This is a genomic window from Atrimonas thermophila (assembly GCF_045864955.1).
GTDB lineage: Bacteria > Atribacterota > Atribacteria > Atribacterales > Thermatribacteraceae > Thermatribacter > Thermatribacter velox.
In genome coordinates, this window is sequence record NZ_AP028803.1 from 1,442,955 (window position 1) to 1,454,600 (window position 11,646).

Here is an 11,646-nt window from a genome sequence, read left to right on the forward strand (position 1 = left end):
GATCTTGTGTTGCCTGCTCGTTACTTTCCCCCTCAGCTTTCTCAGGAGCACCCCCGACACATCAAGGTTCACACAAGCGAGTGCACCCTGTTCATTCAGATCATCAAGGCTTGCGCATCCCTCCGGGAACGGCTCAGGATACAGACCTTCTTTCCTGAGTAAGCGCTCGTAATACCTCAAAATACTCTGCTTTTTGCTCAAAAAACCATCCCTCCTCGCACACCTGGAGAAAATCAACTATTTCCTTCGCGCCTTTACACCCACAAGCGAGTGCACGCTCTATATCGATTTTTGCAAGCAAAGCATCGTTATCATCCGGTGGAATAATCCCATACAGCGTCCCCGAAACAAACGGTTCTCTCTTGCACATATAGCGCCGCAAAACCTCCTGCATAACGCTAATCCAGCTTTCCCTGGAAATCACACTTTCTTGCCTCTCGCTGTGTAATCGAGATATCGCCCTTCGGAATCGTGGACCATTTCCCAGGCCGGGTCAAACCAACCTGGGTCTTCTGGGACAGCTTGTAGGTCTTCTTCCCTGATACCGAACACCTGCAGCAGCACCGAAAACACATCCGGCTGTTTTGCTTTCAGGATTTCATGCACAAGCACCTCTACACTTCACCCCTCTTGGCACGCCAGACAGGAGTCGAACCCGCAACCTCCGGATCTGGAGTCCGGCGCTCTACCGGTTGAGCTACTGGCGTGCATCCTTAATCACAGTGTCCATCATCCTCCAGCCAAATTACTTTTGCTGGCTCTTCCCTTGCATTAACAATAGCCTCATAGCATTCCTTGCAATACCAGCTATCGGCTAAACAATACATATCCTCATAATAAACCAATTTCCCACACCGAGCACAGTAATCGTGAAAATCTCCAGGATTAGCCATTATTCTCAGCCCTCCTCATCATTCTTACCAGCCCAAAAAAATCCCTCGCCGGTATAACCACCAACGGCTCTGCTCTATATCCTCCCAAAACTACCCCCTTTAGCCCTTGCCCAATTGCCTTATCCACCCATTGCCGTAGCGTTGTAAAACCATTACTTCGATACTTACATTCGAATTTAAACCCAGCTATCTCTACATCCCCTTTCTCCTCTGTTGAGCCTGACAACACGATACGCCTTGCTGGTAAATCGTATTCTTTCGCTATGTTCACAACCCGATATTCAAAATTTTTCCCCTTAACTCTTTCTTTCAAGCCCATCTCTGATTTCTCTCCATCCTTTCTTAACCTTTCTTACTATCTCGGCCTCTACATCCCTTCTTCTCTCCCCTATCGCTGCAGTCCCGTCTCCTATACCAAACAAGAAGAGCATATTTTCAACATCTTCAGCGCTCAAGACCTGCTTCCTAAAAGCCCTGAATGCCTGCAATGAAAATGCCCACCAGAAATAGCACATATCCCTGCGTCCTTTAAAAGGGCAGTTTCCATAACACGCGCATTCGGTGCAAAAACGATAAGGATGTACAGCATAGAAAACGTACTCGCACTCCTTGGGCAACATACCCCTTGCGCACGTATAGCGATGGTCTCCTCTGTGAAACCTGCATATACTACAAACCGCAATCCACTGTTCCTTAGTGACATACACCGGACCCTTTACCATTTTCATCGCTTCCCAACTTTCCCACGCTGCAGATAACCTCACGCAGTTTCCTCATCGCTCTTTCCTCTATTTGCCTTATGCGGTATTCCGTCACCCCGACAAGCCTTCCTATTTCCTTACGACTCAGCCCCGCTCTACGCATTTCCAATATGAAATGTTCCTTTCGGGTTAACATTGCCAACTCTCCTTTACGCAAATTTCACCAGCCACCACTGAATACCCAGTTTCTCGAGTTCTTCCTTGCTCAACACCTTGCCCTCGGGGAGCCTTGGCGTATTCGGAACACCAACGAACAGCTTGTCCCCGCATGAAAACGTGTAATTTACACGATTTACGGGAACATCTATGCCGAGGACCTCTGAGAACAACTTTGCAGTACTTTCGTGCCCTACGATTGAAACCACCCTTGCAGGATCCTCCTGCATCACACGTTGCAAGATTTCTCTGACGCAATCCTCGGGCACTGGCTCGAATGTGAGTTCGTGGAAACAGTAATACAACATGCGCAGCGAGAAGGTGTTTGAAATCACAAAGCGGTCAGGCATCGTGAAACCCCCTTTCAATCTCGCAAAAATCGCAAAAGCTAAAATGGTGAGAGCTGAAGCTTCTCAAAAACAACCGAAACTTCATCAAGGTTCCTTGCCCGAGAGACAAGATCCACCATCTCGTGATAGGTATCCTCATCAATGTCCTTGTTGTTCAACATCCGCAAGAGAACCCGATAGGTGCTAATCTTTTCCAGTAGGAGCTGATCCTGCCTCATTACCATTCTCCCCTTTCAGCCTTGCCACCCTGAAGCTCTTGCCCTTAAACTCAATGAACAAGCAAGAGTCATACAAGCGGTCAGCAATGGCATCGCCAACGTACTTGCGAAGATCCTGGCCAACCAGGTTCGTGGTAATAACAGTAGGGTTGAGCTCATTGTAGCGTGCGTTGATAACCGCGTACAGTCTCTCCGCAACCCTTTCGCTCCATTTACCTTTGCCAAGATCATCGATGACTAAGAAGCGCACATCCCTCAAGGTCCTGAAGAATTCCTCTTCTGTGGTCCCTGAAGAGCTGTAGGTAGCATTCCAGCGGTACATCAATTCCGGAGCGGTTTGAAATAATCCGCTGTACCCGGCTCCGATAGCTTCTTTGAGCACAGCCACAGCCAAGTGCGTCTTCCCAGTACCAACCGGACCACACAGTACAAGGCCAATTCCCTTCTCTACGTTGCGCTCTATGTCCTGCACATACCGCAACACTGCCCTGTACGCTTCTGGATTGAGCTCCTGCTTGAAACTATCCAGCGTGCATGAGTGATACCTTCTGCCAATCCTGGCGTCTTTAAAAAGCTCCTCAACCCTTTGCTTTTTCTCCGCCTCTTCACGCTCGGTGAATGCTCTCATGCGCTCTTCATAGTCGCACCTGCAGAAATAGGCGAAGGTTATGCCGTTGTGCTCTCCTCTTCTCAATGCTATTTCTTCTCCGCACTTAGAACACACCTTTTTCTGCGTATTTCCTTGTGCGTTCTGCAAGGAGCTTATCGATTTCATCTGCCTCACCTCCTTCCGGTTTGCACTCTGCAGGCGCAGGACCAGAGCGCTTAATAATGCCCAGCAGGTAAACCTTGGGCTTTTCCGGCGTAAAGCCAGCGGTGACCCGTTCTCTGAGCACTGCTATCCCGTCGAGAACCGCGGTGTACCCGTAGTGGTTATAGAGGGAACCTATGAATGCAAAGTCCCCTTTTTCGGGTAGGATACCGGGGATGGAGCGGTACTCCTTGGTGAGCTCTACGATGATCTCTCTGTTGTTTACTTCGTTTATATCCGCAACGGCGGGTTCCCCTTCTTTAGAAGATATATCGTTAGATATATCTTCTAAAGAAGTATATGTCTTAGTCTTAGTCTTAGTCTTACGCCCTGCTGGAGCGCTTGATTTTCCAGGCTTTGAGGTAGTTTCGATTTTGGTTTGCTTCACGTTTGCTTCACGTTTGATTTCATTTTGCTTCACGTTTGCTTCAATTTTGCGTCCAAAATATGGACACAAATTTGAATCTAAACTCTGGATGTACTCCATGCGCCTGCGCTTCTCCTCATCATCGGTGAATGGAATGAGTATGTACGTGGCACTCGCTCTTCCCCCATTCCTTCTCCAGTACAGCAGTCCTCTCTGGGCAAGCTCATTGCGGGCATTGCAGATCTGGGAGCGTGACAGGCCGGTCAACGCTTCGAGTTTGGATAAGGGCACCGTAAACTCCACCATCCACCCGCCCCTATTGTTCACATGAAAGAGAGCAAACCACAATAGTCTCGCAGATGGACTACAGGAATTTACTTCTGCCCAATCCTGGAAAGCGTTGATCTCGTCAATGTACTTCATTGCACGCTCCACTCATCTACGTTCCTTTCTTCCAGCCACTTCTGAAAGGCCTTCAGGGAAACGTACCAGGATCTTCCAAGCTTTACCGCCGGAAAATCATGCCGCCGGAACAACTCGTAAGCCTTTGCCTTGCCGATGCCCAGGATCTTCTGGACATCCTTAGGCCGCAGGACCACCATTTTTATGTCTTCCACTTCCCAAACTACCGCCATTTACTCCACCCCTGTTCTTCCTCCCGCCCCAGGGGGCCCAAGCGGGACACCCCTGAGACGAAGGAGGGGATGCTCACATTTGGTCAATAGCATCAAGGACAGTGTCGACTTCCTGACGCGTGAGATCCTGCACGCTGTCCTTATCGGTGAGTTCTTTAATCATCCTGTGCAGAGTTTCGTTGCCGATTTTCTTATCTCCAGCCTTCGCGTAAATGAGCCTTACTTGCGCTTCTGTAATTTTCTTCCCGTTTTGTGCTGTGCGTCTTTGTTGTTGCTGCTGTTCCCGAGGAGCATCAACGCCAACGTCTATTTCAATGTCTTCAAGATCCTGGGTGAATAGCGCTGATGCACGGCATGCAATAAGGGTTGCCCCAACCATAGCTCTCTTTTGGGCAATTTTTTGAATTGTGTTGACAATCGAGTGGATGTACTCAGGGGGTTGTGGGTTGCCCTTCCTGTCGTAGGCAAACTTCTTCTCTCTCGAGTTTGCTGAACCGTAGCATTCAGCCTCTACCCAGCCGTGTTTCTTGGAATACACAATTGCTTTATACTCATAGTAAAAGAATGGCTTATCCCAATCCTCGACTTCCTTAACCTTTTCAAACCTTACACCGAACCCGTATAGGTTAAGGAGAAACTCTGCACCAGCCTTGTACAGCGTCGGCTTTTGCCCTGACACGATGACGCCATAGTGTTCCCCTTCCACAAAGAGTTCATCAACAACACGCTGCATTTCCATGACCGCAAATTTCATGTCCTGCATTGAGATTTGCATCGTGGGGACCACACTTGAACGCCTTTCCTCAATGTACACATCTTGCTGTTCGCTCATCGCGGTTCCTCCTCTCGTCCCTCGCCAGGCTTCTCAGATAGGCCAAGAGTGCATCACGAGCCTTTTGGTTTTCTCTCTCCTTCTTTTCTTTCAAAACAACCTTGTTTTTTCTCATCGTTCACACTTCCCTGAAAAACCCCTTATCGGCCATTAGCCCAATCACTTCCCACCTCGGCGGGAAACGGTTTCTATAGCCTCTCCATTCGTTTCCTAACCACCGAAGGAAAAGCAGGATGACCAACAAGGCCATCCCGAACGGAAACAGCGGGACTTTCCACCACTTCATACCTCTACTCCCTCCTTCAAAAAGACATTGAACTCGTCTTCAACACACCTGAGTGCAAGCCCTCTTATCGTTGTTCTCGCTTCCTTTTCCGGGATCTCCTCGATTTCGTAAGTAGCTGGATGGAAAGCCAAGATCCTGTAAAATTTGCCATTTTTGGATGCTCCAACGTATTCGTCGTGATACTGTGGGTAGAAAATCTCGTTAATCCAAAAGGCCTTGACTTCTTCCTGTTTCTGCCACTCAACGTATTTGTCGTGCCCCTGAATGGTCACTGCTTCTCCCTCCTTCAAACAGCGGCAGGATTTTCAATTCCTGCCGATTTTTCCGATACCTTTTGTTGATCTCCAGTTGCACGTTGCGGAGTTTTTTTCATTACGTACACTGCTGCCGGCGATCTGCGGTCGAGCAATTTCGCTTGCAGTTCCATGATTTCTTCCGCGATCCAGTTTTCCTCCTTGAGCTTTCTCCCCATGTTTGACCCCCTCCTTCTGGTTTTTATATGTGGAATTACATTTATGTTCTGTTTGGTAATTTTGCGTAACATCAAGGGTAAAAAAATATTCAAACGGCAAGCAAGAAAGAGCTAAGAGTTTAGCTACAAATGATGAGCTTGCTGGCTTTTTATGGTTAAGGATCATGTAGATGTATTGTGGAGTATAACCGAGTTCTTTAGCTATCTGTGGTACTCTGACTCTTCTTAGTTGTAGGTACTTTTCGAAACTCTCTCTTTTGATTTTTAAATTCATTCTTACCACCACGACAATAATTGTAACCTTACGTTACCAAGAAGTCAAGACTATTCCAGAAAAAATTTTCAAATTTGTAACTTTTTGTTTAAAAATTGGCTAAAATGTAAGTATGAGTACGAGCAATACCTTTGGGCAATTTCTTAAGAAAAAACTGCAAGAAAAAGGATACACGCTACGTGAATTCGGGGAAAGACTGGGCGTAAGCCACGCTGCTGTTTCACATTGGATTAGAGGGAAAAACAAACCACCAAGGGAAATGATACCCCTACTTGCTAAAGAACTCGGTGTTAATATTGTCAAGCTCTACAGCCTCCTTGGATACGTTGTCGAATCAAACCCCAACACCATAAAGGTAAAGGTTCTCAGTGCCGAAATACCCTGTGGAACGCCAAGAGAGTATATAGATACCTACATCGAGGACGAGATAGAAATAGCCGCTGATGTTATCACCACTAACCCCAATCTCCAGTACTATGCAGTAAGAGCCAAGGGCAATTCTATGATATTGCGTGGGATTGCTGACGGATACCTGGTCATCTTTTCACCCGATTTGGAAGTGAGGCATGGGGACATCGGCATTGTTTGGATTAACCACGGCGTTTGTGCAAGGACCGTCCTTTATAGGGGAGATCACATCATTCTTCAGCCAGCCAACCCTGCTTATGAACCGATCGTCCTGGACAGGAAAAAAGACGAGTACCGGATAATCGGCAGAGTGGTGGCGGTAAAAGGGGATCCTAATCGGATCTCTGCGGGTGACATTTTTGCTCCCAAGGAGGGTGATTAGCGGCGATATTAATTATTGACCGCTTCGAAGGCTCCTGGGCAGTGCTTGAGGCCCCAGATGGAACGATATTCAACTTTCCACGCTCTCTATTGCCTCCCAAAGCCCGGGAAGGTGATGTCCTGCGATTTGATATTGCCGTAGATGAAGAGGCAACGAGAGAACGCCGGGAGAAGATGAAAAACCTCCTCGACGATCTGAAGCTTCGGGATGAAGGGGGGGATATTGAACTGTGAGAAAATATTTGTTTCTTGGCTTACTGTTTTTCTTCCTCCTCTGCTCTGCTTCCGCTTTTGCAGAAACACTGAGAGTTTATTTTCTCGACGTTGGCCAGGGAGATGCAAGCCTCATCGTTACATCGACCGGGGAAGTTGTTCTTATAGACTCAGGGCCAAGCGAAGGCACTATTCTTAATCACTTAAGCTCACTGGGAGTAACGCATATTGACCTGGTCATTGTTTCTCATCCGCACGCTGACCACATAACCGGGATGGATAAGGTCATTGACATCTACAAGCCCCGGGCTTACATGGATCCGGGGGTGCTTCACACAACCCGGACCTATGAGAGAGTTCTCCAAGCCGTCAAGCGGAACAACATAAAGTACTACCAAGCGACGGGAAGAAGGATAAAGCTTGGGCCGATGTTGCTAACTGTCCTTCCTCCAGGGCATTTTGGAGACCTCAATAACGATTCTGCCGTTGTCCGTCTTGATTTCCTCGAATTTTCTTGCTTGTTTACGGGCGATATTGAAAGAGAACGAGAAGAAGAGCTTATTAGGGTTGCAAAGGATAAACTCGATGTAGACATTCTGAAGATACCTCACCACGGATCTTCAACGGGAACTACCATTGCCTTTCTCAAGGCTACAACTCCCGAAGTGGCCGTGATTTCCTGCGGACGTGGAAACAAGTACGGGCATCCTCATGCAGAAACATTGCAAGCACTGCAGAGTATGGGCATAGCGGTATACCGGACTGACCTGAACGGCACAATCCTGGTCAAAACTGATGGAAAAACCTACGAGGTCATTCCGGAACGGGGTGAACCCAGGGGGCCACCTGAAGAAGCCGTTGTGGCTGAAAGCGACGTAGGTCCTTCCTCGGATATACCAACTACGGCTACGGAGACTGCGACTTATCAGTATGTGGCTTCAAAGAATTCCAGTGTTTTCCACTACCCCTGGTGCTCCTATGCACAAAAAATAAAGCCCGAGAATAAGATCTACTTCTCTACTCGGGAAGAAGCTGTTGCCAGTGGGCGGAGACCTTGTAAGGTGTGTAAACCGTGAAGATAAGATGTAAGAAATACGCCTGGATGAACCATGAAACGTAGAGGAAATCGTGAAGGTTCCATCTACAAGCGCAAGGACGGGCGCTGGTGCGGTGCTTTGTTCCTGGGCTATGATTTTCAAGGAAAGCCCATTCGCAAGTACTTCTACGGCAAGACCCGTCAGGAAGTTGTTGAGAAACTCACCAAAGCATTAAGAGACCAACAAGTCGGGTTGCTCTCTGTTAAAAACGACCAAACATTCGGTGAGTGGATATGGTCTTACCTCGAGCTTTACAAGAAGCAGCAAGTGAGGCCAACTACTTATGAGCTTTACAGAACAATCTTAAAAAAACACCTTCCACCTCGCCTGGCTTCTATACAACTGAGCAAGCTTCGCCCTGAGCATCTGCAGAGATTGTATTTAGAAATGAGCAAAAAGGGGCTTACCCGCTCAATTCGCATACTGCATGTAATAATTAATTCTTCCTTAAAGCAGGCCTTGAAGCTTGGTTATGTCTATCGCAACGTGGCAGAGGCAGTTACCCTACCTCGCTACGAACAGAAAGAAATTCGTGTGCTTAGCCAAGAAGAGATTGGGAAATTCCTCTCCGCAGCGAAGAAGCATCGCCTTTATCCTGCTTTCTTGTTGCTCCTTGTGACCGGATTGCGAAGGGGAGAGCTTTTGGGGCTTAAGTGGGAAGACGTTGATTTTGAAAAAGGAGCAATCACTATTAAGCGAAACTTGGTTTATGTGAACAGCAAGACCTTTTTCCAAGAACCGAAGACCAAACATAGCCAGAGAAGCGTACCCCTGCCAGATATAGCGCTTATAGAGCTTAAGAAGTGGAGAAAGAAGTGGTTAGAAGAAAGAATGAAGCTGGGCTCCGGTTGGCCAGAAACCGACCTGGTTTTTCCCTCTGAAATCCATACCCCGATAAACCCGCGCAACTTCCTGCGTACGCTCAAAAACATCTTGCGTGAAGCAGGGTTGCCTCAGGATGTTACCATTCACTCTCTAAGGCACACCTGTGCTACCATGCTCTTATCCTCTGGAGAACATCCAAAGATAGTCCAGGAATTATTGGGGCATTCCTCGGTAACCATCACTCTGGACACCTATTCCAAAGTTATGCCGGGGCTAAAAGAACAAGCAGTCAAAAAGCTTGAACAAGCCCTGAAGAAAGTTTATCCGCAGGACTAACCTCAATTGCTGTCAAATTGCTGTCAAAAGGCTGTTTGCTGTCAGGGGGAAATAGCTGGAAGCCTTGAAAAAACTGGTCGGGGCGAGCCGATTTGAACGGCCGACCTCTTGAACCCGAGTCAAGCGCGCTAACCAGGCTGCGCTACGCCCCGACGGAATTAAATATAACACACCCAAAAACACTCTGCAATAAACATACCCAGAATAACATATTATTTTTATAACTATAAAAAAAATAGCCTCCAAGCAGGCACAACACCCACCTGGAGGCGACGAGTAAAGCTATTTTTTATTTCTCCACTTCAATTTCCACTTTTCTTGCTTTGGGCTTGCTGGGTTCAACTTTGGGTAAGGAAATGGTCAGTATTCCATCTTTGTAACTGGCCTTTACTTCATCCTGTTTCACCTTAGCAGGAAGAGCAATGCTTCTTTCAAAGGTGCCATAATAGCGTTCTTTGCGACAATAGCCAACGTCCTTTTCTTCCCACTCGTCCTTAACTTCGCCTTTTATTTCTACTGAATCTTCGGTAACATTTACCTCAACGTTTTTGGGATCAATGCCTGGTATTTCGGCTTTAACCACAACCTCGTTCTCAGTTTCTGCTATATCCACAGCTGGGAAACCAGCACTCCACAGAGGTCTGGTTATAAACGGCGCTTCCATTAATTCATCGAAAATCTCGTCCAGGTCACTGCGCAGATCGAAAAGATCCCAAAGCCTCCTTATTGGGCTCCAAACCCGGTCTTCTCTCCGAGCAGGAACACTTCTTCTGGCCATCACCCATCCCTCCTTTCACATTTTCTTTTCCTTAAGTTCGCCTTTATTATAATCAGTAAAGGTCAAAATGTCAATAGCTTAGTCAAAAAAGGTCAAAAAAATTTTAGGTCAAATGATTCTCCAGAACCTGTTGCATTGAAAAAGTGGGTTGCTTCAGATAATACGAAAAAGTACCAACTATAGCCTCAAGGGGTACCAGGCCTATAATCTCCGTTTCTTTGACAGAAACACCGTATTTCTGTGCTTCAAGCTGTATCATTTCAAAAACCTGATATATCGGGTTCTTGCGATAATCAAGAATATTACAGGAAACCTGTACCATACCTCTTGAGCGAAGATTTACTCCAATCGCCTTCACAAAACCCAGCCCACCCATTTCCTTTCTGATACGGCTGGCAATAGCCCTAGCCACGTTGATCTCTTTACAGTCCAGGTTAACATTGAAAGCAACCAGTGGCCCCCTCGCCCCTATTACCGTTGCCCCCATAGTAGGGTGCAACCTTGGAGACCCGATGTCAGGCAATAACCTGGGGTCTTCTTTTATAGCCTTTTCCAAGCGTTCCCATCCCCCTCTTCTCAAGAAAGAAAGATCTTTATGCCAGGGTACACGGGCTGCTTCTCCATAAAAATATACTGGTACCTCAAACCTTTCAAAAACCTTTTTGCCAAGCTCCCAGGCTAAGAAACAACACTCTTGCATCGTAGAATCCTTCCACGGAGTAAAAGGAACAACATCAACCGCACCAATACGAGGATGCTCGCCGTGATGCTCTTTAATGTTGATATGGTAAAAGGCCACTTCGTAAATCTTTAAAATGGCTTCTTGAAGTGCTTTTCCTTCTCCAAGGAGCGTGAGCACAGACCGGTTATGGTCAACATCAAACGAATAATCAGCAAGCTTTATCCCTTCCGCACAAGTAATATTCGAAACCATCTCCCGTATCACGTCTTCAGACGATGTACTTACATTCACTGCGCTCTGAATTACCTGGCGCAAGTTCAAACCACCTCCGCTCCAAGAGTGTTATGCATTTCTTTGAGTGCGAAACGATGAGCATCCAGATCGAAGGAGGTTACTCCTTGCTCGTAAACGGTAACTCGATATCCCAGCATCCTGGCCGAAGCCACAGTATACAGAACACAGATGTTGGTACACACTCCCACCACTTCCAATTCTTCAGCTTTAATTTCTCTCAAAAACATGTCCAAGGGAGTACCAAAAAAGGCGTTGAAACGCCTTTTGGGTATTACGTAATCATCTTTTTGGGGTTGAAGCTCCTCCAAAACTCGGTTGCCCCATTCGCCCTCGATACAATGAGGTGGGAACATTGCAAACTCGGGATCGTCTTTGCGATGCGTATCGCATATGAAGAACAATGGGTTACCTTCGCTCCTCCTCCGCTCAACCAGCTTTTTGCAAAAGTCGATAACTCCCCTAACCTGCTCTCCTACGTAAAGCACACCCTGGGGATGCACAAAATCATTAAGCATATCAATCACCAGCAAAGCTCTCATTAAGGAAACACCCCCTTAGCTGCTCGTTGACTTTTGTC

General features: G+C 47.1%; 23 protein-coding genes and 2 tRNA genes. 4 read left to right on the plus strand and 21 right to left on the minus strand.

The features are described 5' to 3' along the window. Positions 1-133: 133 nt before the first annotated feature. The 17 genes from ACKTT1_RS07545 to ACKTT1_RS07625 all read right to left on the minus strand — a co-directional run bounded on the left by ACKTT1_RS07545 (position 134) and on the right by ACKTT1_RS07625 (position 5,781). Positions 134-424, minus strand: a complete 291-nt coding sequence (locus ACKTT1_RS07545; protein ID WP_412709164.1) for a hypothetical protein — start codon at positions 422-424, stop codon at positions 134-136. Next, entirely contained in the window at positions 421-612 is a 192-nt protein-coding gene (locus ACKTT1_RS07550) for a hypothetical protein (protein WP_412709165.1), read from the minus strand. The genes ACKTT1_RS07545 and ACKTT1_RS07550 overlap by 4 nt, the downstream gene beginning before the upstream one ends. Before the next feature lie 19 nt (positions 613-631). Continuing rightward, a tRNA-Trp gene (locus tag ACKTT1_RS07555) sits at positions 632-707 on the minus strand. Positions 708-713: 6 nt separating this feature from the next. Beyond that, positions 714-893: a hypothetical protein gene (locus tag ACKTT1_RS07560; RefSeq protein WP_412709166.1), complete on the minus strand. Its 180-nt coding sequence runs from the start codon at positions 891-893 to the stop codon at positions 714-716. Next, on the minus strand, positions 886-1,212 hold the full coding sequence (locus ACKTT1_RS07565; RefSeq protein ID WP_412709167.1) for a hypothetical protein: 327 nt from the start codon (positions 1,210-1,212) through the stop codon (positions 886-888). The genes ACKTT1_RS07560 and ACKTT1_RS07565 overlap by 8 nt, the downstream gene beginning before the upstream one ends. Then, on the minus strand, positions 1,190-1,621 hold the full coding sequence (locus ACKTT1_RS07570) for a hypothetical protein (protein ID WP_412709168.1): 432 nt from the start codon (positions 1,619-1,621) through the stop codon (positions 1,190-1,192). Before ACKTT1_RS07570 ends, ACKTT1_RS07565 begins: the two co-directional genes overlap by 23 nt. Next, the gene (locus ACKTT1_RS07575; protein WP_412709169.1) at positions 1,587-1,790 is read right to left on the minus strand and encodes a sigma factor-like helix-turn-helix DNA-binding protein; all 204 of its coding nucleotides are present in this window, start codon (positions 1,788-1,790) and stop codon (positions 1,587-1,589) included. The genes ACKTT1_RS07570 and ACKTT1_RS07575 overlap by 35 nt, the downstream gene beginning before the upstream one ends. A gap of 13 nt (positions 1,791-1,803) precedes the next feature. Beyond that, positions 1,804-2,160, minus strand: a complete 357-nt coding sequence (locus ACKTT1_RS07580; protein ID WP_412709170.1) for an STIV orfB116 family protein — start codon at positions 2,158-2,160, stop codon at positions 1,804-1,806. A 38-nt stretch (positions 2,161-2,198) separates the two neighbouring features. Then, positions 2,199-2,378, minus strand: a complete 180-nt coding sequence (locus tag ACKTT1_RS07585; RefSeq protein ID WP_412709171.1) for a hypothetical protein — start codon at positions 2,376-2,378, stop codon at positions 2,199-2,201. Then, positions 2,344-3,153, minus strand: coding sequence for an ATP-binding protein (locus ACKTT1_RS07590; RefSeq protein WP_412709172.1), 810 nt, complete (start codon positions 3,151-3,153; stop codon positions 2,344-2,346). The genes ACKTT1_RS07585 and ACKTT1_RS07590 overlap by 35 nt, the downstream gene beginning before the upstream one ends. Next, the gene (locus ACKTT1_RS07595; RefSeq protein ID WP_412709173.1) at positions 3,092-3,979 is read right to left on the minus strand and encodes a hypothetical protein; all 888 of its coding nucleotides are present in this window, start codon (positions 3,977-3,979) and stop codon (positions 3,092-3,094) included. The genes ACKTT1_RS07590 and ACKTT1_RS07595 overlap by 62 nt, the downstream gene beginning before the upstream one ends. Continuing rightward, on the minus strand, positions 3,976-4,191 hold the full coding sequence (locus ACKTT1_RS07600) for a helix-turn-helix domain-containing protein (protein ID WP_412709174.1): 216 nt from the start codon (positions 4,189-4,191) through the stop codon (positions 3,976-3,978). The genes ACKTT1_RS07595 and ACKTT1_RS07600 overlap by 4 nt, the downstream gene beginning before the upstream one ends. A gap of 73 nt (positions 4,192-4,264) precedes the next feature. Then, complete coding sequence (locus ACKTT1_RS07605; protein ID WP_412709175.1) at positions 4,265-5,023, minus strand: hypothetical protein; 759 nt, start codon at positions 5,021-5,023, stop codon at positions 4,265-4,267. Then, entirely contained in the window at positions 4,995-5,138 is a 144-nt protein-coding gene (locus ACKTT1_RS07610) for a hypothetical protein (RefSeq protein WP_412709176.1), read from the minus strand. The genes ACKTT1_RS07605 and ACKTT1_RS07610 overlap by 29 nt, the downstream gene beginning before the upstream one ends. A 3-nt stretch (positions 5,139-5,141) precedes the next feature. After that, positions 5,142-5,309, minus strand: coding sequence for a hypothetical protein (locus ACKTT1_RS07615; protein ID WP_412709177.1), 168 nt, complete (start codon positions 5,307-5,309; stop codon positions 5,142-5,144). Beyond that, positions 5,306-5,581, minus strand: a complete 276-nt coding sequence (locus tag ACKTT1_RS07620; protein WP_412709178.1) for a hypothetical protein — start codon at positions 5,579-5,581, stop codon at positions 5,306-5,308. Before ACKTT1_RS07620 ends, ACKTT1_RS07615 begins: the two co-directional genes overlap by 4 nt. 14 nt (positions 5,582-5,595) lie before the next feature. Beyond that, positions 5,596-5,781 (minus strand): hypothetical protein, encoded by a 186-nt coding sequence (locus tag ACKTT1_RS07625; RefSeq protein ID WP_412709179.1) that lies wholly within the window; start codon positions 5,779-5,781, stop codon positions 5,596-5,598. 386 nt (positions 5,782-6,167) lie between these two features. Between ACKTT1_RS07625 and ACKTT1_RS07630 the strand changes: the two genes are divergently transcribed. The 4 genes from ACKTT1_RS07630 to ACKTT1_RS07645 are packed head-to-tail and all read left to right on the plus strand — an operon-like array spanning position 6,168 to position 9,315. Then, the gene (locus ACKTT1_RS07630; RefSeq protein ID WP_412709180.1) at positions 6,168-6,845 is read left to right on the plus strand and encodes a LexA family protein; all 678 of its coding nucleotides are present in this window, start codon (positions 6,168-6,170) and stop codon (positions 6,843-6,845) included. Positions 6,846-6,859: 14 nt separating this feature from the next. Next, positions 6,860-7,078, plus strand: coding sequence for a DUF3006 domain-containing protein (locus ACKTT1_RS07635; protein ID WP_412710570.1), 219 nt, complete (start codon positions 6,860-6,862; stop codon positions 7,076-7,078). After that, a complete protein-coding gene (locus ACKTT1_RS07640; RefSeq protein ID WP_412709181.1) occupies positions 7,075-8,133 on the plus strand; it encodes an MBL fold metallo-hydrolase in 1,059 nt (352 codons plus the stop codon). The genes ACKTT1_RS07635 and ACKTT1_RS07640 overlap by 4 nt, the downstream gene beginning before the upstream one ends. Before the next feature lie 33 nt (positions 8,134-8,166). Next, complete coding sequence (locus ACKTT1_RS07645) at positions 8,167-9,315, plus strand: tyrosine-type recombinase/integrase (RefSeq protein WP_412709182.1); 1,149 nt, start codon at positions 8,167-8,169, stop codon at positions 9,313-9,315. 74 nt (positions 9,316-9,389) lie between these two features. Here the strand turns inward: ACKTT1_RS07645 and ACKTT1_RS07650 are convergent. The 4 genes from ACKTT1_RS07650 to ACKTT1_RS07665 form a co-directional block, all read right to left on the minus strand. Beyond that, positions 9,390-9,467: transfer RNA gene (locus ACKTT1_RS07650), tRNA-Pro, on the minus strand. 137 nt (positions 9,468-9,604) lie between these two features. Beyond that, complete coding sequence (locus ACKTT1_RS07655) at positions 9,605-10,093, minus strand: Hsp20/alpha crystallin family protein (protein ID WP_412709183.1); 489 nt, start codon at positions 10,091-10,093, stop codon at positions 9,605-9,607. Between the two features lie 103 nt (positions 10,094-10,196). Further along, positions 10,197-11,090: a glutamate formimidoyltransferase gene (gene ftcD / locus ACKTT1_RS07660; protein WP_412709184.1), complete on the minus strand. Its 894-nt coding sequence runs from the start codon at positions 11,088-11,090 to the stop codon at positions 10,197-10,199. A gap of 2 nt (positions 11,091-11,092) precedes the next feature. Continuing rightward, positions 11,093-11,608 (minus strand): cysteine hydrolase family protein, encoded by a 516-nt coding sequence (locus tag ACKTT1_RS07665; RefSeq protein WP_412709185.1) that lies wholly within the window; start codon positions 11,606-11,608, stop codon positions 11,093-11,095. Between the last annotated feature and the right edge of the window lie 38 nt (positions 11,609-11,646).

Coding starts and splice junctions, on each gene's coding strand:
- ACKTT1_RS07560 (WP_412709166.1), bottom strand. CDS start 893: ATGGCTAATCCTGGAGATTTTCACGATTACTGTGCTCGGTGTGGGAAA.
- ACKTT1_RS07565 (WP_412709167.1), bottom strand. CDS start 1,212: ATGGGCTTGAAAGAAAGAGTTAAGGGGAAAAATTTTGAATATCGGGTT.
- ACKTT1_RS07575 (WP_412709169.1), bottom strand. CDS start 1,790: ATGTTAACCCGAAAGGAACATTTCATATTGGAAATGCGTAGAGCGGGG.
- ACKTT1_RS07630 (WP_412709180.1), top strand. CDS start 6,168: ATGAGTACGAGCAATACCTTTGGGCAATTTCTTAAGAAAAAACTGCAA.
- ACKTT1_RS07625 (WP_412709179.1), bottom strand. CDS start 5,781: ATGGGGAGAAAGCTCAAGGAGGAAAACTGGATCGCGGAAGAAATCATG.
- ACKTT1_RS07655 (WP_412709183.1), bottom strand. CDS start 10,093: ATGGCCAGAAGAAGTGTTCCTGCTCGGAGAGAAGACCGGGTTTGGAGC.
- ACKTT1_RS07580 (WP_412709170.1), bottom strand. CDS start 2,160: ATGCCTGACCGCTTTGTGATTTCAAACACCTTCTCGCTGCGCATGTTG.
- ACKTT1_RS07570 (WP_412709168.1), bottom strand. CDS start 1,621: ATGAAAATGGTAAAGGGTCCGGTGTATGTCACTAAGGAACAGTGGATT.
- ACKTT1_RS07615 (WP_412709177.1), bottom strand. CDS start 5,309: ATGAAGTGGTGGAAAGTCCCGCTGTTTCCGTTCGGGATGGCCTTGTTG.
- ACKTT1_RS07610 (WP_412709176.1), bottom strand. CDS start 5,138: ATGAGAAAAAACAAGGTTGTTTTGAAAGAAAAGAAGGAGAGAGAAAAC.
- ACKTT1_RS07595 (WP_412709173.1), bottom strand. CDS start 3,979: ATGAAGTACATTGACGAGATCAACGCTTTCCAGGATTGGGCAGAAGTA.
- ACKTT1_RS07605 (WP_412709175.1), bottom strand. CDS start 5,023: ATGAGCGAACAGCAAGATGTGTACATTGAGGAAAGGCGTTCAAGTGTG.
- ACKTT1_RS07645 (WP_412709182.1), top strand. CDS start 8,167: ATGAAACGTAGAGGAAATCGTGAAGGTTCCATCTACAAGCGCAAGGAC.
- ACKTT1_RS07585 (WP_412709171.1), bottom strand. CDS start 2,378: ATGAGGCAGGATCAGCTCCTACTGGAAAAGATTAGCACCTATCGGGTT.
- ACKTT1_RS07665 (WP_412709185.1), bottom strand. CDS start 11,608: ATGAGAGCTTTGCTGGTGATTGATATGCTTAATGATTTTGTGCATCCC.
- ACKTT1_RS07590 (WP_412709172.1), bottom strand. CDS start 3,153: ATGAAATCGATAAGCTCCTTGCAGAACGCACAAGGAAATACGCAGAAA.
- ACKTT1_RS07600 (WP_412709174.1), bottom strand. CDS start 4,191: ATGGCGGTAGTTTGGGAAGTGGAAGACATAAAAATGGTGGTCCTGCGG.